At 41.8% G+C, this 19,576-nt stretch carries 23 protein-coding genes; 2 read left to right on the top strand and 21 right to left on the bottom strand.

Annotated features, from left to right (window positions below):
- Positions 1–13: 13 nt before the first annotated feature.
- From atpG to pyrH, 19 genes are all read right to left on the bottom strand, one after another.
- Complete coding sequence (gene atpG / locus BM156_RS00985; RefSeq protein WP_093917952.1) at positions 14–898, bottom strand: ATP synthase F1 subunit gamma; 885 nt, start codon at positions 896–898, stop codon at positions 14–16.
- A 55-nt stretch (positions 899–953) separates the two neighbouring features.
- Positions 954–2,531, bottom strand: a complete 1,578-nt coding sequence (gene atpA / locus BM156_RS00980) for a F0F1 ATP synthase subunit alpha (RefSeq protein ID WP_093917951.1) — start codon at positions 2,529–2,531, stop codon at positions 954–956.
- A gap of 12 nt (positions 2,532–2,543) precedes the next feature.
- Positions 2,544–3,095: an ATP synthase F1 subunit delta gene (atpH, locus tag BM156_RS00975; protein ID WP_093917950.1), complete on the bottom strand. Its 552-nt coding sequence runs from the start codon at positions 3,093–3,095 to the stop codon at positions 2,544–2,546.
- 4 nt (positions 3,096–3,099) lie between these two features.
- Positions 3,100–3,594 (bottom strand): F0F1 ATP synthase subunit B, encoded by a 495-nt coding sequence (locus BM156_RS00970; RefSeq protein ID WP_093917949.1) that lies wholly within the window; start codon positions 3,592–3,594, stop codon positions 3,100–3,102.
- A gap of 76 nt (positions 3,595–3,670) precedes the next feature.
- A complete protein-coding gene (locus tag BM156_RS00965) occupies positions 3,671–3,934 on the bottom strand; it encodes an ATP synthase F0 subunit C (protein WP_093917948.1) in 264 nt (87 codons plus the stop codon).
- Between the two features lie 25 nt (positions 3,935–3,959).
- A complete protein-coding gene (gene atpB, locus BM156_RS00960; RefSeq protein ID WP_093918656.1) occupies positions 3,960–5,066 on the bottom strand; it encodes a F0F1 ATP synthase subunit A in 1,107 nt (368 codons plus the stop codon).
- Positions 5,067–5,141: 75 nt separating this feature from the next.
- Positions 5,142–5,528: a hypothetical protein gene (locus BM156_RS00955; protein WP_093917947.1), complete on the bottom strand. Its 387-nt coding sequence runs from the start codon at positions 5,526–5,528 to the stop codon at positions 5,142–5,144.
- Complete coding sequence (locus tag BM156_RS20915; protein ID WP_093917946.1) at positions 5,525–5,749, bottom strand: AtpZ/AtpI family protein; 225 nt, start codon at positions 5,747–5,749, stop codon at positions 5,525–5,527. Before BM156_RS20915 ends, BM156_RS00955 begins: the two co-directional genes overlap by 4 nt.
- Positions 5,718–6,101, bottom strand: a complete 384-nt coding sequence (locus tag BM156_RS00945; RefSeq protein WP_093917945.1) for a bactofilin family protein — start codon at positions 6,099–6,101, stop codon at positions 5,718–5,720. Before BM156_RS00945 ends, BM156_RS20915 begins: the two co-directional genes overlap by 32 nt.
- 219 nt (positions 6,102–6,320) lie before the next feature.
- Positions 6,321–6,788: a MaoC family dehydratase gene (locus tag BM156_RS00940; protein ID WP_093917944.1), complete on the bottom strand. Its 468-nt coding sequence runs from the start codon at positions 6,786–6,788 to the stop codon at positions 6,321–6,323.
- A gap of 30 nt (positions 6,789–6,818) precedes the next feature.
- Positions 6,819–7,820 carry a beta-ketoacyl-ACP synthase III gene (locus tag BM156_RS00935; protein WP_093917943.1) on the bottom strand — a complete coding sequence of 334 codons (1,002 nt, stop codon included), beginning with the start codon at positions 7,818–7,820 and terminating at the stop codon, positions 6,819–6,821.
- 248 nt (positions 7,821–8,068) lie between these two features.
- Complete coding sequence (rpmF, locus tag BM156_RS00930) at positions 8,069–8,254, bottom strand: 50S ribosomal protein L32 (protein WP_093917942.1); 186 nt, start codon at positions 8,252–8,254, stop codon at positions 8,069–8,071.
- A gap of 12 nt (positions 8,255–8,266) precedes the next feature.
- Positions 8,267–8,809 carry a YceD family protein gene (locus BM156_RS00925; protein ID WP_093917941.1) on the bottom strand — a complete coding sequence of 181 codons (543 nt, stop codon included), beginning with the start codon at positions 8,807–8,809 and terminating at the stop codon, positions 8,267–8,269.
- Between the two features lie 137 nt (positions 8,810–8,946).
- Entirely contained in the window at positions 8,947–10,104 is a 1,158-nt protein-coding gene (locus BM156_RS00920; protein ID WP_212733381.1) for a sensor histidine kinase, read from the bottom strand.
- A 73-nt stretch (positions 10,105–10,177) separates the two neighbouring features.
- On the bottom strand, positions 10,178–12,082 hold the full coding sequence (dxs, locus tag BM156_RS00915) for a 1-deoxy-D-xylulose-5-phosphate synthase (protein ID WP_093917939.1): 1,905 nt from the start codon (positions 12,080–12,082) through the stop codon (positions 10,178–10,180).
- A 109-nt stretch (positions 12,083–12,191) separates the two neighbouring features.
- Positions 12,192–12,974: a histidinol-phosphatase HisJ family protein gene (locus BM156_RS00910; RefSeq protein ID WP_093917938.1), complete on the bottom strand. Its 783-nt coding sequence runs from the start codon at positions 12,972–12,974 to the stop codon at positions 12,192–12,194.
- A gap of 3 nt (positions 12,975–12,977) precedes the next feature.
- Positions 12,978–13,676, bottom strand: coding sequence for a 3-keto-disaccharide hydrolase (locus BM156_RS00905; protein WP_093917937.1), 699 nt, complete (start codon positions 13,674–13,676; stop codon positions 12,978–12,980).
- Between the two features lie 343 nt (positions 13,677–14,019).
- Positions 14,020–14,583 (bottom strand): ribosome recycling factor, encoded by a 564-nt coding sequence (gene frr / locus BM156_RS00900; RefSeq protein ID WP_093917936.1) that lies wholly within the window; start codon positions 14,581–14,583, stop codon positions 14,020–14,022.
- Positions 14,584–14,688: 105 nt separating this feature from the next.
- A complete protein-coding gene (gene pyrH, locus BM156_RS00895) occupies positions 14,689–15,399 on the bottom strand; it encodes a UMP kinase (RefSeq protein WP_093917935.1) in 711 nt (236 codons plus the stop codon).
- A 141-nt stretch (positions 15,400–15,540) separates the two neighbouring features.
- Between pyrH and BM156_RS00890 the strand changes: the two genes are divergently transcribed.
- Both BM156_RS00890 and BM156_RS00885 read left to right on the top strand, forming a co-directional pair.
- Entirely contained in the window at positions 15,541–15,810 is a 270-nt protein-coding gene (locus BM156_RS00890; protein WP_093917934.1) for a hypothetical protein, read from the top strand.
- A 29-nt stretch (positions 15,811–15,839) separates the two neighbouring features.
- Positions 15,840–17,393, top strand: coding sequence for a glycine--tRNA ligase (locus tag BM156_RS00885; RefSeq protein ID WP_093917933.1), 1,554 nt, complete (start codon positions 15,840–15,842; stop codon positions 17,391–17,393).
- A gap of 77 nt (positions 17,394–17,470) precedes the next feature.
- Here BM156_RS00885 and BM156_RS00880 read toward each other — a convergent pair whose 3' ends face one another.
- On the bottom strand, positions 17,471–18,760 hold the full coding sequence (locus BM156_RS00880; protein WP_170846814.1) for an NCS2 family permease: 1,290 nt from the start codon (positions 18,758–18,760) through the stop codon (positions 17,471–17,473).
- 18 nt (positions 18,761–18,778) lie between these two features.
- Positions 18,779–19,468, bottom strand: a complete 690-nt coding sequence (locus BM156_RS00875; RefSeq protein ID WP_093917931.1) for a DUF5020 family protein — start codon at positions 19,466–19,468, stop codon at positions 18,779–18,781.
- Between the last annotated feature and the right edge of the window lie 108 nt (positions 19,469–19,576).

Below are 19,576 nucleotides of genomic sequence, written 5' to 3'. Positions count from 1 at the left end.
GCTTTTTGGGAGATTAGCCATTCAAAGCCTCAGCTCCATTGGTAACCTCCAAAATTTCGTTGGTAATGGCAGCTTGACGAGCTTTATTGAAGGTTAGCGTTAACTCTTTAATCAAGTCGGTTGCATTGTCGGTTGCCTTGTGCATGGCCGTCATTCGAGCGCCGTGTTCTGCTGCGTTTGAGTCAAGCAGAGCTTTGTAAAACTGAATTCTCAAGGAGCGAGGAATTAATTCTTTCACAATTTCCTCTTTGGATGGTTCATAAATGAAGTGGTAACTGGAATGATGTAGCTCATCAATTTCATCGTTAACTTCAACTGGTAAAAACTGCTCAGCAGAACAAAGCTGAACCGCTGCATTTTTAAATTGGTTGTATACGAGTTCAATCCGGTCGTATTTTTTAACAATGAAATCTTGCATCAGCGAAGAGGCGATAACTGAACTCTCCTCAAAGCTTAGTTTGTCAAATAAGTCGTTGGCCTCGCCAGCAATCGGCATTTTGCGCGATTTCAGGTATTTTTCTCCTTGCTTTCCAATGACCAGAAACTCCAAATTCCCTTCCTTCAGTTGACGATTGTATTTGTTAATAGCCAGCTCGTAGGCTGTTTTTGCAATGCTTGAGTTAAAAGCTCCACACAATCCCCGGTTTGAACTGATTAGGACAATCAGGACTTTTTCAGGAGACCGTTGTTCTGTAAATGCCGAATCTTCACTATTCTCAAGGCTGGCACTAAGTGTTGTTAGTATTTCGTGCAGCTTATCCGCGTAAGGGCGAATCTGCAGGATCGAGTCCTGGGCTTTTTTTAGCTTAGCTGCCGAGACCATTTTCATGGCACTGGTAACCTGTCTTGTGGTTTTTACCGATGAGATTCGGGTTCGTATTTCTTTTAAACTAGTCATTTTTCAATGTAATTGAATGACAATGCTGACGGGGCAGCATTTCAGATTTCAGTGCTTATTTAAAGCGCTCTGCTACTTCTTTGGCAACAGTTTCCAATACACCGGAAATTTTGTCGTTCAAAATTCCTTTGCGCAGTTGATCCAGCGTTGGACGATGCTGTAGCTCCAGCAATTCAATGAAATCTTTCTCAAAATCTTTAACTTTCTCTACAGGTACTTCGCGCAACAGTTCTTTTGTTCCGCAGTAGATGATTGCAATCTGGTGCTCAACTTTTACTGGTGCATATTGCCCTTGTTTCAGGATTTCAACGTTCTTGCGTCCTTTATCAAGTACGCGCATGGTTGCAGCATCCAAATCGGACCCAAACTTCGAGAATGCTTCCAGCTCACGGAACTGGGCCTGGTCGAGTTTCAAGGTACCTGCAATTTTTTTCATCGCTTTTACTTGGGCATTACCTCCTACACGCGATACGGAAATACCAACGTTAATTGCTGGCCGAACTCCTGAGTTAAACAAGTTTGATTCCAGGAAAATCTGACCATCGGTAATTGAAATAACGTTGGTCGGAATGTAGGCTGAAACGTCACTGGCCTGCGTTTCAATAATCGGGAGTGCTGTTAGCGAACCGCCTCCTTTTACTTTATCTTTTAAGCACTCGGGCAAATCGTTCATTTGTGCTGCAATTTCATCAGAAGCGATGATCTTAGCGGCACGCTCCAATAAGCGGCTGTGCAAATAGAATACATCCCCAGGGTAAGCTTCACGACCTGGTGGACGACGAAGCAGCAAGGATACTTCACGGTAGGATACGGCTTGCTTAGACAAGTCATCATAGATGATCAGAGCATCGCGTCCGGTATCCCGGAAGTATTCACCAATAGAGGCTCCGGCGTATGGTGCGTAGTACTGTAATGCTGCTGGATAAGCAGCTGTAGCTGATACAATAACCGTATAGTCCATGGCGCCATGTTTTTCTAATGTAGAAGCAATGTTAGCTACCGTTGATCCTTTTTGACCAATAGCAACATAAATACAGTAGACCGGATTGCCTGCTTCAAAATTTTCGCGCTGGTTGATAATGGTGTCAATGGCAACAGCTGTTTTTCCTGTTTGGCGGTCACCGATAATCAGCTCACGCTGTCCACGACCAATCGGGATCATGGCATCGATGGCTTTAAGCCCCGTTTGTAATGGCTGGTTTACAGGCTGGCGGTAAATAACTCCGGGAGCTTTTCGTTCCAAGGGCATTTCAAATTTTTCACCCTGAATAGCTCCTTTTCCATCAATGGGTTCGCCAATCGTGTTAACAACACGTCCGAGCAAACCTTCGCCAACATCAATTGAGGCAATGCGTTGCAGCCGTTTGACTGTGTCTCCTTCCTTAATGTTTTCGGAAGGGCCTAGAAGTACTGCTCCAACATTGTCTTCTTCAAGGTTCAAAACAATTCCCTTCATGCCGTCTGCAAACTCAATCATTTCGTTTGCTTCGACATTCGAAAGCCCGTAGATGCGGGCAATACCATCGCCTACTTGGAGTACTGTTCCAACTTCTTCCAGTTCGGTCTCCGACTTAAAGCCTTCAAGTTGTTGTTTTAGAATCGCGGATACTTCAGCGGGTTTAATATCAGCCATTGTTTATCTTTTTTACTTATTGTTTTCAGTTTGTAAAAGTTTCTCTTTGACCTTGCGCAGCTGGGTTGATACGCTGGCATCTACCTGGCGGTCGTCTACGCGAAGAACAAAACCACCGATTAGGTCACTGTTTACCCGTTCGCTGAGTTCAATTTTAGCATTGAGCTCACTTGCGAGCTTTTGCTGAATTTGGGTAAGAATATCTTTTTGCAGAGGCATAGCACTGGTAATTGTTGCTGTTCTTATGCCTTGGTCTTTGCGATACAGGTCAATGAAATTACGGCAAATTCCAGGGATATATGCCTCACGCTTGTTTTGTGTAATCAGTATTAAAAATTGGATGGTCAGTTCGCTTAACTGATTCTGAAAAATCTGGCTTATCAGCTTTTTCTTTTGCGCTGTTTTAACCACCGGACTTTCGAGCAAGAGTTGAAACTCTTTGCTGTCTTTGGTTAGCTGAAGAACCAGGTCCACATCTTTTTTTAGCCCGTCAAGCAACTGCTTTTCTTTGGCCAGACTAAAAAAGGCTTTGGCGTAGCGAACGTTTATTTTACTTTGATCCATAGGATTACTTCAGTTTTATATCTTTCAGAAGGTCTTCGACCATGGTTTCTTGGGCATTCTTGTCTTTCAGTTCTTTTTGAATGACTTTTTCAGCGACTAAAACAGATAGCTCGGCCACTTGCTTTTTCATCTCTGCAATGGCTGCTTTTTTCTCTGTTTCAATTTGCTGACGTGCCGATTCAATAATCTTCTGTCCTTCAACTTCTGCTCGACCTTTGGCCTCTATAAGCAGTTTTTCTTTGATTGCGTTCGCCTCTTTCAGCATGTCTTCTTTTTCACGGCGAGCCTCTGCAATGATCCTTTCGTGGTCGGCTTTGAGTCCTTTTACCTCTTGGCGTGCTTTATCAGCCGATGAGAGAGCATTGGCAATCGAGTTTTCCCGGTCTTTTAATGCCTTCAGGATTGGTTTCCACGCAAATTTTTTCAGAATGACTAATACGATTCCGAAAACAATAACCATCCAAAACAAGGTTCCGTAATCCGGAGTAACAAATCCCATAATGCTTGTTTTTAAAAATTTTGTCATCCAGCCTCCCGGCAATCCCGGGAGCGGACGACAGGTAATTGAATTTCCTTTAAATGAAAATTACAAGAGCACAGGTAATTACAGCAAAAAAAGCTACACCTTCAATCAATGCAGCAGACACAATCATGTTTGAACGAATGTCGCCTGCAGCTTCTGGTTGACGTGCAATTGCTTGCATAGCGCTGTCGCCAATACGACCAATTCCCATTCCAGCACTAAGAGCTGCAATTCCTGCTCCTAATGCAGCACCCAGTTTTCCGATAGCTGCACCGGAAGCTGCTTGCAAAATCACTGTCAAAATTACTGTTAACATAAGCTTGAATTTATTTGTTTAAAAACTAGTGATGTTCTGAATTTGCCATGCCAAAATAAAGAGCTGACAACAAGGTAAAAACATAAGCCTGAATAAATGAGACCAAAATGTCTAAAAGCAAGATGAATACCGAAAATGCCATAGATACAGGGCTAATTGCAAATCCGGCAACTGGCCCCATTAGTTGGGCAAATATGAAAATCAGGCTAATAAACACGGTCACAATCATGTGTCCGGCCATCATGTTGGCAAAAAGACGAACCATCAATACAAATGGTTTGGTGATTACACCTGATAGTTCAACGATGGGCATCAAAGGAATTGGAAATTTGAGCCACCATGGAACGTCAGGGTTATAGATTTCTTTCCAATAATGCTTATTTGCTTTCAGGTTTGTAACTGAAAAAGTAAAAAGAGCTAAAACCATGGTTACAGCAATATTTCCTGTTACGTTGGCCCCAAACGGGAAAATGGGGATTAGCCCCATGAAGTTGTTGATTAAAATAAAGAAAAAGAGGGTCAACAGGAACGGCATGAACTTTTCATACTTATGCTCTCCGATGGCTGGTTTTGCAACCTCGTCACGGATAAACAGGATGATGGGTTCAACCAAATTCTGAATACCGCGTGGCGCTTGATCTGGATTTTGCTGCGAACGTTTGGCCACCGATAGGAAAATCCAAAGCAGGAGAACGACGCTAAACATCGCACCTGCTACAGCTTTGGTAATTGAAAGGTCAATCGGTAGTCCGATGACTTCACCCTGTTCATTGACTTCTTCTATTTTTCCGGCATTTTCACCATGGTGGGCAATCCGAAAATTCTTGTAGGTTGACTCTCCATGATGGAATTTGGAGGACCAAAAGCAATGCCATCCACTATTTTCGCTGTGTAAAATAATTGGAAGAGGGATACTTACATGCGTCTCTCCAAATGTTGCAATGTGCCATTCAAAAGCATCGGAAACGTGATGCATAACGAATTCTCCCGGATCAAATGTCTTTTCGGTGGGTACGGTATTTTGATGGTCATTGGCTTTGTCGTCGGCGAAAACAGTTCCGGAGGCGAGGCTAAAAGTCAAAAGAAAAAATAAAATAAAAGCGGCGAATTGTTGGCTTTTTTGTGCTTTCATAAAGTTAATATCATTCTGAATAGTCACTTTAAAAAAAGTTCTTCCCAAATTACTAAAAAAATCAATCGCTTCAAGCTAATTCTTCATTTTAACGACACGGCTGATTTCAGCGACTTCTAAAATTGTAAACCCGGCGTACATGATTAAATAATTAATCAGGAACAGTTTGAGCTGTTCTTGGCCAATCATCATGTATGCAACAGCAACGAGCAGGTAAAAGAGCATTTTTAGCATGCTTGTTGCCATGTATCGAGTTGAGAACTTTGCAATGTCTTTTCCGGCAATTCTTAACAAATAAGCGTGCACAAGGTTTGTTGCTAAAAAGAAAAAAATCAGGATAAAAGGAAAAATATCCAGTTGGTATTGAGGAGCAACTTGTGGGGAGATAACCCAACCAATTAGGAAAAAGACAATTGCGAGCAATGTAGAGCGGATTAAGAACCGCTTCATTAATGCATTCATTTCAAAAAATTTTTAATTGCATGATATATGGCGCCGATGACCGATAGGATCATTAGCCCAAACGTGAACGCAGGAAAAGATAGGTCTAGCCAATGGTCGATTTTATAGCCGGCAAAAACGCCCAAAGCCATAATTGCAACCATTTCAAATGCTAGGCTGGAGTAGCGAATAAAATGATCGAACTTTTTTCTAGGTTTTTTTAAGTTCTTTGGGTTTATCATGGTTTGCTTGTTCACCCATCGCACACGAGCCCGAAAATACTGCTCCAGGTTCAATGCTTAATTTACCCGTGCTGATTTCTCCATACACTTTGCATGAAGCTTTCAGACTTAAATGCTGTTCAATCTGAAGTTTCCCCTTTTGATAGCCAGAAATCTCAGAGTTTTTGCAGCTAACCTCACCAGTCACTTTCCCTGTAATTCCAATCACGACTCTTCCTGAACAATTGAGGTTTCCCGTTAGTTCACCGTCAATTCTGATATCTCCGTCAGAGTTAATATCACCGGTAATCTGCGTGCCTTTACCTACTAAGTTAATTCCTTGGGAATCAATCTCATTATTCGTCTTTGCCATGCTTTTCGATTTTTTGAGGAGCATCAAATATACTAAAAGAAACTGGTTAAACTCATTATTCCTTGGGGATCGTGTCTTGAACCATGGGTGAAAATAACTTTTACTTCAACTGTGCTGGCTGTTGCCGGCCGCTCCCGTTGGTACTGAAAAACCCGAGTCCTTATCGTGTCTAACGCAAGGATTCGGGTTTTATTCTGTTCGGTTCAGATGAAATTTCAACTAGTTGTTGAAATGATAAAGGAAGGTGATGAAACCATCGAAAGCTGGTTTCTTATTTCCTTCAATTTCCATCTTAACTTTAAGTTTTACCCGGCTAATTCCGCGAAGGTTGGTACATTCTTCCAACCATACATGTGTGCGAATTCGGCTGTTAACTAATACGGGGGCTCCAAATTTTAATTGATCAATACCGTAGTTAACCAACATTTTGTAATTCGTAACCTCAATCACTTGCTCCCACATGTATGGCAGCAAAGAAAGGGTTAGGTAGCCATGAGCGATGGTGCTTCCAAAAGCTCCTTCGGCTTTTGCTCGTTCCGGATCAGTGTGAATCCACTGATGGTCGATGGTAGCATCGGCAAATTGATTAATTTGTTCCTGAGTAACCGTATGGTACTCTGAAGAGCCTAACTTTTTGCCCAGGTATTGCTCAAATTCCTGGTGGCTTTGAATTAACAGTCTGCTCATGAGAATGTGTCTTTAATATTTGGTAAATAGTTATTTATCGGTGTCGTAGGCCCACTTGAGGTAAATTGAGCCCCAAGTGAATCCGGCTCCAAAAGCTGCCAGAATAATATTGTCCCCCTTCTTCAGCTGTTTTTCGTAATCATAAAGGCATAGCGGAATGGTGGCCGCTGTCGTATTTCCGTACTTCTGGATGTTGATCATCACCTGATCCGGGCTTATTTTCATTCGGCGGGCAACCGCATCAATAATACGCATGTTAGCCTGATGAGGTACCAGCCAAGCTAGATTTTCCGGCGTAATGTCATTCTTGTTCATAATGTCGACAGCAACATCAGCCATACGCGAAACGGCGTACTTAAAAACGGTCTGTCCGTCTTGGTGTACGTAGTGCATTCTTTTTTCAACCGTTTCAACAGATGCCGGAAGCTTAGAGCCTCCTGCCTTCATGCGGAGGTAGTGGCGTCCTTTTCCGTCGGTATGATTGAGGTGGTCAATAACACCGACATCTTCTGTTGTTGGTTCCAACAGCACTGCCGAAGCACCATCTCCAAAAAGCGGACAAGTTGTACGATCAGTGTAGTCTGTTATTGCTGACATCATGTCGGCACCAACGATAACGACTTTTTTGTACTGACCACTTTGAATGAACTGAGCCCCTGTGGTTAGTGCAAATACGAAACCAGAGCAAGCAGCACTGATGTCGAAACTCCATGCGTTGGTTAAACGCGCTTTTCGGCTAATAATATTTGCTGTAGCTGGAAATGGACGATCGGGTGTGATCGTTGCACAGATGAGCAAGTCAATCTCATCGGGGTGGGTATTGGTTTTTTCGAGCAGCTCTTTCACTGCTTCAACACCCATATCTGATGTGGCTTTGCCTTTTTCTTTCAGGATACGTCTTTCCTTAATTCCGATGCGTTGCATGATCCATTCATCGGTGGTATCAACCATAGTGCTTATTTCTTCATTGGTAAGCCGGTACTCAGGTAAGTAGGCTCCAATGCCTGTGATTGCAGCACGAATCTCTCGCATAAATGTAAACTTTAGATCAATCAAATAGCGCTTTCATTAACTGAATGAAAGGCAGTTGTAATGGAGTAACAAAAACTAATTAAAAAATAATCGCGAAAGATAGGGTGAAAAAATCTAATGGCAAAGAAAAAAGGACAAAAGAATCCCCTGTAAGTCGTTTTAAAACAATCAATTAAAACGGTCGAAAAGTTTGGCGAAAGGGCAAAAAAAGATCAGAAGAGCTTGTCTTCTGATCGTATAATAGAGGATTAAACTGTTACGTCTTTTTCGATTGCAAGCTTACCTCTGTAGTATCCACATTCTGAACAAACAGTGTGGTATTTTACAGTAGCTCCACAATTTGAACACGTTGCCAATGTTGTTGGCGTTGCTTTATAGTGTGTTCTTCTCTTATCCCTTCTGGATTTTGATGTTTTGTGTTTTGGATGTGCCATTTTAAAAAGTCTTTATTTGTTATCTAATAATTTTTTCAATTCATCCCATCTGGAATCCGTTTCCGGCGTTTCCTCTTCGGATGGTTCATGTGCTGTAAATTGATTCAATCGTTCCAACATCTCGGGGTTGCATTGGCTGTTGCCAGCTTCATCTTCCGGATGAACATGTTTAATCGGAATTGCTAAAAGGATGAAGTCATAAATGAGCTTGGCTACATTTAAATGAGTTTCATTTGGAGTGATCCAAATGACATCATCACCTTCCTCAAACTTCTCCTCACCATACTTTACAAAAACCGTGTTTTCATTTTCAACCGGTTGGTCAAACAGGTCTAAACAGCGGTCGCATTGTATTTGTACAGTTCCTTTTACATGAAAATTAAGAACCAGTAACGCACTTTGTTTTTCAAGCTCCAGCTTGACATCAACATGCCCGTTTTCGGCGATTCCTCCGTCGAAATACTCAAAGAACGTTTGTCCTACCTCATAGTCAAACTCATGCTTCCCGACCCCAAGTCCTTTGAGTGCAATGTTGTATGCTTTCAAATTTGCCATTGCCCAGAAAAAAGTGTTGCAAAAGTATAAAAAATAAACAAACCAAGAAAATTATCTGATTTTTTTAACAATGATTCGCCCCTTTTATCCAAATTTCTTTGCTTCAAGCTATTAAGCTGAGCTAAAATGTTGAAAAATCAAGCGGTTTGGAGGGTTATCCGGAAGGTCGTTCCTTTCCCCAATTCAGAGTGTTTAATGAAGATTTTTCCACGATGGTAATTTTCGATAATTCGTTTTACAAGAGAGAGTCCCAGTCCCCAACCTCGTTTTTTGGTGGTGTATCCGGGTTCGAAGATGGTTTTGAATTGCGATTTAGGAATTCCCTTGCCATTGTCGGAGATGTCGAGAATCAGGTGTTTATTTTTTTGCGATAGCTGGAGCAGAATCACTCCATCTGATTCGATGGCATCAATTGCGTTCTTACAAAGGTTTTCGATGACCCAACTAAAAAGTGCAGCGTTGTGTGGAACGTAGTAGTTAGTGTTTTCATCCAGGTCCAGAATGAATTTTACCTTTTTCGAGGAGCGGTTTTCGAGATAACTAATCGAGGATTTTAGTACTTTCTTTAAATCGTCATTTAGTAGCTCAGGGGCTGAGCCAATTTTGGAAAAGCGTTCGGTAATTTTTTCCAGCCTGGATACATCCTTTTCAATTTCAGAAACTGTGTTTGAATCAATGTCTTTCATTTTTAGAAGTTCGACCCACGCCATCAGGGAGGAAATTGGAGTCCCCAGTTGGTGGGCTGTTTCTTTGGACATTCCAACCCAAACCTGGTTTTGTTCGGCTTTTCGGGAGGAGCTGAATGCCAAATAGGAAACTACGATAAATAGCATGATAACGCCAAACTGGGCAATTGGAAAATAGCGCAGGTTCTGGAGTAGTTTCGAGTCGCGGTAATAAAGGTATTGGGTAATATCTTCAGAAATAATTAGGGCGATGGGAGTTTTCTGCTCCTTCATCTTCTCCAGCTCGTTCCGTAAAGCAATGTCTCTTTTTTTCTCGTTGTATGCAATGTTTCGATCCCCCATAACCTCTCCACTTGCAGAGGTCCAGATGATTGGAATTGATGTGTTGTTTTCGATAATCGTCTGCAGAAAAGTAAGGTCTTGATTGGAGGTGTTTTCAGTGTCGGCGATGCGTTTCATTGCTTCAGCCCACAGCTCGACACTCTTTCTTTCCTGAACTGACATTTGCCTGACGAGCCAATTGGTATACAAAAGGGAGCCAGCTCCTATCAGGATGGCTGCTAATAATAGCAGAAACTTCCAACGTCGTTTTTTAAAATAGAGTTCCAAGATTATTGAGATTAGTTCTGCATGCTAAACGAATCATCAGGTTAAAAAGTATGATTACTTGGTGAATTTACAACTATCCCTGAAGGATTTCAAGAGCTGCCTGATAGATTCCTTTCTGATCAAATCCACAATCTCGTTGGAGCTCTTCGGGTGTGCCGTGCTCAATAAACCGATCGGGAACCCCCAAACGAACTAGCTTGGATTTGCAGCCGTGTGTAGCCATGAACTCAAGAACAGCTGATCCAAATCCGCCTTGAATGACGCCATCTTCAACCGTAATAACCCGATCGAATTTTTGGAAGATTTCGTGAAGCAGTTCCTCGTCTAGTGGCTTGACAAATCGCATGTCGTAATGGGCTGCTGTGATTTCTTTGTTTGCAAGCGATTTTACGGCTCTTGTGGCATGAATTCCGGTAGTGCCGATGGTCAGGATGGCTAGGTCTTTTCCTTCGCTAATTTGTCGTCCTTTGCCAATAGGTATTTGTTCAAATGGCTGTCGCCATTCGACCTTGCAGCCACAGCCTCGTGGGTAGCGAATAGAGAAAGGTCCCATGTTATCTTGTTGTGCTGTAAACATGAGGTTGCGCAGTTCGATTTCATCCATCGGGGCTGATACAATCATGTTTGGGATGTTGCGCATATAAGCCAGATCGAAAACGCCATGGTGAGTGGCTCCATCGGCGCCAACCAAGCCTCCGCGGTCGAGACAGAATATGACGTTTAGTTTTTGAATGGCGACATCATGAATGATTTGATCGTAAGCCCGTTGCATGAACGTCGAGTAGATGTTGCAATAAGGAACCAAGCCTTGAATGGCCATGCCTGCAGAAAAAGTTACTGCATGTGGTTCTGCAATGCCTACATCAAAAGCTCGATCCGGCATTTTTTCCATCATAATATTGAGCGAACTTCCAGTAGGCATGGCAGGGGTAACCCCTACAATTTTGGGGTTTTGCTCAGCAAGCTCAACAATGGTGTTGCCAAATACATTTTGAAACTTAGGCGGTTTATTTAAGTCGCACTCGCAACCAATAATTTCACCGGTATTCTTATCAAACTTTCCAGGGGCGTGGTAAACCGTTTGGTTCAATTCGGCCACTTTAAAGCCTTTTCCTTTCTTGGTGATAATATGAAGAAGCTTTGGCCCTTTAATATTTCTCAAGTCTCGTAAAACTTTGGATAAATATTCGACATCGTGACCATCAATCGGTCCGAAATAGCGAATTCCCAAGCTCTCGAATAGATTCGATTCTTTAAGCAGGTACGATTTTAATGCTCCTTCAGTCTTTTGAACCAAACGACGCGCTTTAGGCCCAAAACCATTGAGTTTGCCCAAAGCTTCCCAAACTTCATTTTTGAGTTTATTGTAAGGCTTTGACTTGGAAATATTTAGCAGGTAGTTACTTACACCTCCAACGTTTGGGTCGATGGCCATGTTGTTGTCATTCAGGATGATTAACACATCGGAGTTGCTGGAAGCTGCATTGTTTAATCCTTCAAAGGCCATTCCACCGGTCATGGAGCCATCACCTATAACTGCTACAACTTTTCGATCATCTTCTTTCTTTATCGATGTTGCCAGAGCCATGCCCAGTGCAGCCGAAATCGAGGTGCTGGCATGTCCAACACCAAAGGCATCGTATTCGCTTTCCGAAGGTTTTGGAAAACCACTAATTCCTTCATATTTCCGGTTGGTGTGGAATTGATCTCTTCTTCCAGTCAAAATTTTGTGCCCGTAAGCCTGGTGCCCAACATCCCAGATTAATTGATCGTAAGGAGTATTGTACACATAGTGCAAGGCTACGGTTAACTCAACTACTCCCAAGCTGGCACCCAGGTGACCAGGATTGGAGGATACCTCATCAATGATAAACTGTCGTAGTTCATCACACAATGCTGTCAGTTGCTCAGTAGGTAACTGTCTTAAGTCCGCCGGACTGTTAATGCTTTTCAATATGCTTCCCACAGATTCGTCCATGAAAAAAAATTAGGGCTCAAATATACAACTTCTGTGACTTATTGCCTTCAATAAATAGTTATTGCGCTTAGAGGCTTAAGTTGTTATTAAGCATTTGGATTATTTTGGTTTAGATGTGAGTCATTTTACGGGTTCGGTTTTCAAAAGTAACAATCTCTTCAAAACCAATTTTTTTCATCAGGTTGAGGGCTGTTTCGTAGTGGCGTGCCAATTGGGCTGTACTGTGGGCGTCGGACGAAATAGTCATCGGTATATGGTGAAAGTAACATTGCTCAACAATCTCCGGGCTAGGCGTGAGTTCAGCACATGGTCGATCGAGTCCTCCGGTGTTGAGTTCAACAACCAGTCCGTTTTGTTTAATGACTTTCAAGGTGTCTTCAATGAGTTGTGACTGGTCATTTTCGGGATAAACTCTAAATTTCTTGATGATATCAAGGTGACCAATCGTGTCGAACAAGCCGGATTTTACAGCTTGCTGGATAAGCTCGTAGTACATGTGGTATAATTCGTCATTGGACCACTTCCCATAAAGTGACTTATCGGTATCGAAGTTCCAGTCACCAATAAAATGAACTGACCCAATGACATAATCTAAGGGTAATTGGCTGATGATCTCCTGAATTTCTTTTTCTTTTCCGGGGAAATAGTCCATTTCAATACCGTAGCGGACGGTAATTTGATCCTGGAATTTTTCCCGAAGTTCCAGGATTTGTTCAGTCATTACCGGAATATCGATTGGAGAGACTGCCCATTCGACTGTTTTTAAGCAAACATGATCACTAAATCCAACTTCCTCAAGACCAATTTCAATGGCCTTTTTTATCATTTCTTCGTAGGTCTGTTTGCCATCCGAGAGAATGCTGTGCATGTGGTAGTCTACCAATCCTAGCATGATCTATAATTCTTTAATTTTAATATTTCTGAACTGGGTCAGACCTCCGTAATCCTGTAGGCCAATGTACCCTGTTTTTGACATCCCATAATTGGGGTAGTTTTTCCATTTGCCTTTTGCTTTACGTGCTTTCCAGTCGTCGCTCCACAATTCATATTCTACAACGAGTTTACCATTCAAATAGTGTTGAACGTGAGAGCCTTTTACAACAATTTTGGTTGTATTCCACTTGTCGAGTGGTTTAACCTTGGCATTTTGTGGCACGTGCATGGCGTAGTTGGCACCTGAATACTGATGATCAGCAAACTCGGTTGGCCATCCTTTATCATCTAAAAGCTGGTATTCAGGTGCTGTCTCGTAAATGGCTTTCCCTTTGTCTTCATCGGCGTGGAAAAAGATCCCGCTGTTGCTTTCAGCTGTTATTTTCCACTCCACATATAGTTCAAAGTCTTGGTATTTTTTTGTTGTTATAATGTCGCCTCCATGGTCGCTTCCAACGCCAGAGTTATTCAAAACGCCGTCGATTACTTTCCAACCACTGATTTTATCTCCTTTAAACGCGCGCCACCCATCGAAGTTACGTCCGTTGAAAAGTAATTCCCAGCCATCTTTCTTTTCTTGTTTGCTGAGTTTGTTGATCTTTTTTTGTCCAAAAGCGATGGTACTCACGAACATTAAAGCCACCAAGAAGATGTTTTTCATAGGTTTAATTCTTTTGTCTGCTTATTCCGGGGGGTGTTGATTCTTAGGTTCTTTCGATCCGAGACTTGATGTGAAATCACCGACCGGTGTGACAGAAATTGTCTTTTAAATTTATCTTTCTAAAATTAGTTAAAGTCGACGAATATAAAAATGAATGAGTGATTCGTGCTTGGCTAGGAAAGGGAGTTTTGAGGGCTGTGTTGAATGTCTTCTACTGAGAATGAATTGTTTAATGTGCTTTGTCAATCTAAAAAAATAGACAAAAAAAAGGCAGCTTCAACAAGCTGCCTCAAAGCCATGAAAACAATTAAACAATGTTCAGAAAACAGAAAACTAGAAACAATTATATCGTTAAAATCTCTTGATTTTTATCTTCAAGTAATCCTTCCACCTTTTTCCCAAAGCCATCGGTCATTTTTTGAACGTCTGCTTCGGCATCTTTTTGGCGGTCTTCGGATAAGCCATCTTTCAGGAGTTTTTTCAATCCTTCATTGGCTTCTTTTCGTGCACTACGAATACTAATACGAGCTTTTTCGCCTTCCTGGTTAACTTGTTTCGAAAGATCTCTACGTCTTTCTTCAGTTAAAGGTGGAACATTGATGCGAATAATTTCTCCGTTATTTTCGGGGTTAAAGCCCAAGTTTGCATTTAAGATTGCTTTTTCAATAGGAGCAATCATTGATTTCTCCCAAGGTTGAATAGCAATTGTTCGAGCATCAGGAGTACTGAGGTTCGAAACTTGATTGATAGGGGTTGCACTACCGTAGTAATCTACAGTGACACCATCTAACATTCTTGTTGAAGCTTTGCCTGCACGGATATGAACCAATTCACTTTCTAAGTGATCAATGGCAGCTTCCATCTTTTCGTTACAAACTCCTAATATCAGTTCTAATTCTTCTTCCATGTTTGAGCAATCAGTTCATTTTTGTGCTGTGAGCAAATATAGAAAAAATTAAATAATTTTGAAATTTCTTAACTTTTTAAATCAAAATATGCTTTAAAAACAGGTTTAGGCATGAACGACCGTTCCGATATTCTCTCCTGAAAGCACTTTTAACAGATTTCCTTTTTGATCCATATTGAATACCACAATTGGCAGGTCATTTTCTTTGCACATGGTTGTGGCCGTCAGGTCCATAACCTTTAACCCTTTATTGTAGATGTCGTCAAATGAAATTCGGTCAAATTTTGTGGCAGCAGGGTCTTTTTCGGGGTCAGCAGTGTAAACACCATCCACACGGGTTCCTTTCAACATTGCATCTGCATTGATCTCAATGCCTCGTAATGATGAGCCCGTATCGGTTGTGAAATAGGGGTTTCCTGTTCCGGCTGAGAGAATGACTACTTCTCCTTTTTCGAGCGATTCGATGGCCTTGTCTTTGGAATAGAACTCTCCGATTGGCTCCATCCGGATAGCTGTCAGCACGCGCGATTTAACGCCTAAAGCGTTTAATGCCGAGTTTAGGGCTAAACTATTGATAACGGTAGCGAGCATTCCCATTTGGTCACCTTTTACCCGGTCAAATCCGTTGGCGGCTCCGCTTAGTCCGCGGAAAATATTTCCACCACCAATAACAATTCCGATTTGAACGCCTAAGGCGGTCGCTTCTTTGATTTGTTCAGCGTAATCGCTCAAGCGTGTTTGGTCGATACCATACGCCTGATCGCCCATGAGTGATTCACCACTCAATTTTAAAAGAATACGTTTATAGGTAGCCATCTTTTTTTCAATTTGCAGCAAAGGTAAAAATATTCTAACAACTCGTATTATCTGAATCTTATCGCTACGGGAATATTGAAAGCAACGGATTTTTCTTTCATAATTAATTGCTAATTTTACGGCCGCTGATTTTCAAGAGATATGATACAATTGAATGTGATATTATTTTTAGGTCCCGGGTTGTTTAGAACAATCCTGATTATTGTGGTGATTTATTACCTTTTTAAATTTCTGAAAAAGTATATTTTCCCTTTGTTTATAAGTCAGCCAAATCAACAACGGAATTTTCAACAACAACAGCAACGTCAAAGAAGGCCTGAGGGTGATGTTACGGTTGAAAGTAACGGATCACGCGGAGGGCGAATACCGAAAGACGAAGGTGAATATGTTGATTTTGAAGAAGTCGATTAATTTCAAAACAGATATATAATAAGGACATTATGGCTCAGGAAGATATTTTTAAGAAGCTGGTAGCTCATTGTAAGGAGTATGGTTTTGTATTTCAGTCAAGTGAAATTTACGATGGGCTTGGTGCTGTTTATGATTATGGACAGAATGGAGTCGAATTAAAAAATAACATCAAAAAATACTGGTGGGACAGCATGGTGATGCTGCATGAGAACGTGGTTGGCTTGGATTCAGCCATTTTTATGCACCCAACAATCTGGAAAGCTTCCGGGCACGTTGATGCGTTTAATGACCCATTAATTGATAATAAAGACTCGAAAAAACGTTATCGGGCTGATGTGTTGATCGAAGATCAGTTGGCTAAGTTTGAGGAAAAGATGAACAAAGAAGTTGCGAAAGCCAAAAAGCGTTTTGGCGATGCTTTTGATGAGACGCAATTTCGTGAAACAAATCCTCGCGTATTGGCGAATCAACAGAAATGGAATGATTTGCATGCCCGCTTTTCAAAAGCCTTGAATGATAATGACCTGGCTGAATTGAAACAGATCATTGTTGATCAGGAAATTGCTTGCCCGATTAGTGGAACCCGTAATTGGACCGATGTTCGTCAGTTTAACCTGATGTTTGGTACCGAAATGGGCTCGACTTCTGATGGTGCGTTGAAGGTCTATTTACGTCCGGAAACGGCACAGGGAATTTTTGTGAATTACCTGAATGTTCAGAAAACCGGCCGGATGAAGATTCCCTTTGGAATTGCGCAAATAGGTAAAGCCTTCCGAAATGAGATCGTAGCTCGTCAGTTTATTTTCCGAATGCGGGAATTTGAGCAAATGGAGATGCAATTCTTCGTTCGCCCAGGATCGGAGCTCGACTGGTTTGATCAATGGAAAGAAACCCGGATGAAATGGCACCGTGCCCTTGGTTTTGGCGATGATAATTACCGTTTCCATGTGCACGAAAAACTGGCGCACTATGCCAACGCAGCTGTTGATGTGGAATACAAATTCCCATTTGGTTTTAAAGAAGTTGAAGGAATTCACTCCAGAACTGATTTTGACTTGTCACAACACCAAGAGTTCTCAGGGAAGAAAATTCAATATTACGATCCAGAATTAGGCAAATCATATGTGCCTTATGTTGTGGAAACCTCAATTGGTGTAGACCGGATGTTTTTGCAGATCATGGCTGCTTCTTACAATGAAGAAGAACTTGAAGCTGCCAATGGCAAGAAAGATACGCGCGTGGTGTTGAGATTACCCGCTGCCTTGGCTCCAATTAAGCTGGCTGTAATGCCTTTGGTGAAAAAAGATGGTTTGCCCGAAAAAGCACGTGAGATTATTGATGACTTGAAATTTGATTTCAAATGTCAGTATGATGAGAAAGACTCTATCGGAAAACGCTATCGTCGCCAGGATGCCGTTGGAACACCTTTCTGTGTAACGGTTGACCATCAAACCCTCGAGGATGCGACTGTGACTATCCGTTACCGCGATACGATGAAGCAGGAGCGTGTTGCAATTGCTGATTTGAAAGGCATGATTGCCAATGAAGTTAGCTTTAAGGCACTCTTCGCTAAGTTGAACTAGGAATCAAGAAAATTACCTCATAAAAAAGCTCCATGATCAAATCATGGAGCTTTTCTTTTATTCGTTTGTCGCTCTTGTTAGATGATAAACTTGATCACAAACAAGACCGCTAATACATACATGATTGGAGAAATTTCTTTGTGTTTTCCTGTAAATAGCTTCAGCAAAACAAAAGCCAACATTCCAAATACAATACCTTCAGCAATACTGTAAGTTAATGGCATCATAATGATGGTTAAGAATGCAGGAATTGATTCAGTGAAATCATCCATGTTTATTTTCAGAATTGGAGACAGCATAAACAGCCCTACCAAAATAAGAGCAGGAGCAGTTGCAGCCGCTGGAATCATGATAAACAATGGAGCGAAAAACAAAGCGATAAAGAATAAACCGGCAACGGTCAATGAGGTTAAGCCAGTTCGTCCACCTTCAGCAACTCCCGAAGCACTTTCAACATAAGTTGTAACAGTACTCGTACCGATCATTGAACCAAAAGTAGTTCCGACGGCATCAGCAAATAGTGCTTGCTTAGCACGAGGCACTTTTCCATCTTCAGTTAACATGTCAGCTTTAGAGGATACACCAACCAGTGTTCCTACGGTATCGAACATGTCTACAAATAAGAATGTAAACAGAACGATCAACATGTCGATGGTGAAGATTTGGTGGAAATCAAATTTGAAGAAGATTGGCTCAACAGAAGGAGGTAAAGATACCAAGTGTCCTTCTGGTAGTTGAGTCACGCCAAAAGGGATACCTGCAACTGTAGAGGCAAAAATTCCAATGAGCAAGGCTCCTTTTACTTTCAGGGCCAACAGCACTCCGGTTAGCAATACACCACCCAATGCAACGAGTACGCTTGGAGAACCCATATCGCCAAGACCAACCAAAACGGCATCGTTATTAATAATAACACCGGCTCCTTGCAAGCCAATAAAGGCAATAAACAAACCGATACCTGCAGACACGGCATGCTTCATCGATAAGGGGATCGCGTTGACGATCAATTCCCGAATGTTGAAAGCCGTTAGCAGAATGAAAATGAGTCCTTCAAGGAAGACCGCTGTAAGTGCAAACTGCCAAGTGTAGCCCATTCCCAGAACAACGGTAAAAGCAAAAAAGGCATTCAAGCCCATTCCTGGAGCCAAAGCAAAAGGTAGGCGAGCTACCAAAGCCATAACCAAGGTGGCAACAACGGCTGAAAGAGCAGTCGCTGTAAAAAGTGCGTTTTTATCCATGCCCGTGGCGCTTAAGATACTAGGGTTAACCGCTAGAATATAAGCCATGGTCATGAAGGTGGTGATTCCCGCTAAAACCTCTGTTTTTACGGTGGTATTGTTTTCTTTTAGCTTAAAGAAATTTTGCATGATAAATGAAGTTTAGGATTAGAAAGTCCACTTGGCTGCAACGGTTGGCATTACATTAAAGCCTTCCATTCCACCAAAGTTACTACTTATTTCAACTTCACTACCGAATGCAAAGTTTTTGCATACATTGTACCACAATTGTGGCTCAGATAAGAATACGAAATCAGTTTCGTTGGTACCAAATACATTGTCTTCACGCCAGAAGTCAGCAAATCCGGTGAAAGACATTTTACCGCCTGCAAAGTTTACATACCATACTCCGGTTATTTGGAAAGAAGCATCGTTTTTTCCACGGATGTTTTTGTACATGGCCTGAAGGGTGAACCCTCTTGAAAAATCAGCAGCATTCCATGAGCGTTCAACACCAGCTAGCCAAGAGTCGTTGATTTGGTAGGCACCACCAAACTCTCCGGCTTTCCATTGGCCAAAACCACCGTTGTATTCAACGTGTGCTGCAACTGGAAGATCACCAAGCTTAATTGCACGGGCAATTTCCCAGTAAGCAAGGCTAACACCTTCAACGTCGCCAACGCCATAATCCATATCAATAAAGAAAAAAGTACTACCCCAGCTGTCTGGTCGGAACATCTCAACAGTAGTGGTTAAGTAACCACGATCTTTTCCCATGTCGTAATGAGTCTGAACATTCTGAGCAGAAGCACCCAGGGCAAGCATGCTTACAAACAGAGCGAGTAAAAGTTTCTTCATTTTAGTTTTAATTTAAATTTTTGAAAAATAGGAGGCGCTAAAATAATAAAAAACAAGCAGGTAAAATTGCTTTAAACCACTTAGCAATGAGCATTTTGTATTCTCATA

The organism is Sunxiuqinia elliptica (genome assembly GCF_900113005.1).
In the GTDB taxonomy this organism is placed as follows: Bacteria; Bacteroidota; Bacteroidia; order Bacteroidales; family Prolixibacteraceae; genus Sunxiuqinia; species Sunxiuqinia elliptica.
This window is presented reverse-complemented; position numbering and strand designations above follow the sequence as displayed.

Excerpts from the sequence above, each read along its gene's own strand:
- atpG (WP_093917952.1), bottom strand. The coding sequence starts at position 898 with ATGACTAGTTTAAAAGAAATACGAACCCGAATCTCATCGGTAAAAACC.
- atpA (WP_093917951.1), bottom strand. The coding sequence starts at position 2,531 with ATGGCTGATATTAAACCCGCTGAAGTATCCGCGATTCTAAAACAACAA.
- atpH (WP_093917950.1), bottom strand. The coding sequence starts at position 3,095 with ATGGATCAAAGTAAAATAAACGTTCGCTACGCCAAAGCCTTTTTTAGT.
- BM156_RS00970 (WP_093917949.1), bottom strand. The coding sequence starts at position 3,594 with ATGGGATTTGTTACTCCGGATTACGGAACCTTGTTTTGGATGGTTATT.
- BM156_RS00965 (WP_093917948.1), bottom strand. The coding sequence starts at position 3,934 with ATGTTAACAGTAATTTTGACAGTGATTTTGCAAGCAGCTTCCGGTGCA.
- atpB (WP_093918656.1), bottom strand. The coding sequence starts at position 5,066 with ATGAAAGCACAAAAAAGCCAACAATTCGCCGCTTTTATTTTATTTTTT.
- BM156_RS00955 (WP_093917947.1), bottom strand. The coding sequence starts at position 5,528 with ATGAATGCATTAATGAAGCGGTTCTTAATCCGCTCTACATTGCTCGCA.
- BM156_RS20915 (WP_093917946.1), bottom strand. The coding sequence starts at position 5,749 with ATGATAAACCCAAAGAACTTAAAAAAACCTAGAAAAAAGTTCGATCAT.
- BM156_RS00945 (WP_093917945.1), bottom strand. The coding sequence starts at position 6,101 with ATGGCAAAGACGAATAATGAGATTGATTCCCAAGGAATTAACTTAGTA.
- BM156_RS00940 (WP_093917944.1), bottom strand. The coding sequence starts at position 6,788 with ATGAGCAGACTGTTAATTCAAAGCCACCAGGAATTTGAGCAATACCTG.
- BM156_RS00935 (WP_093917943.1), bottom strand. The coding sequence starts at position 7,820 with ATGCGAGAGATTCGTGCTGCAATCACAGGCATTGGAGCCTACTTACCT.
- rpmF (WP_093917942.1), bottom strand. The coding sequence starts at position 8,254 with ATGGCACATCCAAAACACAAAACATCAAAATCCAGAAGGGATAAGAGA.
- BM156_RS00925 (WP_093917941.1), bottom strand. The coding sequence starts at position 8,809 with ATGGCAAATTTGAAAGCATACAACATTGCACTCAAAGGACTTGGGGTC.
- dxs (WP_093917939.1), bottom strand. The coding sequence starts at position 12,082 with ATGGACGAATCTGTGGGAAGCATATTGAAAAGCATTAACAGTCCGGCG.
- BM156_RS00910 (WP_093917938.1), bottom strand. The coding sequence starts at position 12,974 with ATGCTAGGATTGGTAGACTACCACATGCACAGCATTCTCTCGGATGGC.
- BM156_RS00905 (WP_093917937.1), bottom strand. The coding sequence starts at position 13,676 with ATGAAAAACATCTTCTTGGTGGCTTTAATGTTCGTGAGTACCATCGCT.
- frr (WP_093917936.1), bottom strand. The coding sequence starts at position 14,583 with ATGGAAGAAGAATTAGAACTGATATTAGGAGTTTGTAACGAAAAGATG.
- pyrH (WP_093917935.1), bottom strand. The coding sequence starts at position 15,399 with ATGGCTACCTATAAACGTATTCTTTTAAAATTGAGTGGTGAATCACTC.
- BM156_RS00890 (WP_093917934.1), top strand. The coding sequence starts at position 15,541 with ATGATACAATTGAATGTGATATTATTTTTAGGTCCCGGGTTGTTTAGA.
- BM156_RS00885 (WP_093917933.1), top strand. The coding sequence starts at position 15,840 with ATGGCTCAGGAAGATATTTTTAAGAAGCTGGTAGCTCATTGTAAGGAG.
- BM156_RS00880 (WP_170846814.1), bottom strand. The coding sequence starts at position 18,760 with ATGCAAAATTTCTTTAAGCTAAAAGAAAACAATACCACCGTAAAAACA.
- BM156_RS00875 (WP_093917931.1), bottom strand. The coding sequence starts at position 19,468 with ATGAAGAAACTTTTACTCGCTCTGTTTGTAAGCATGCTTGCCCTGGGT.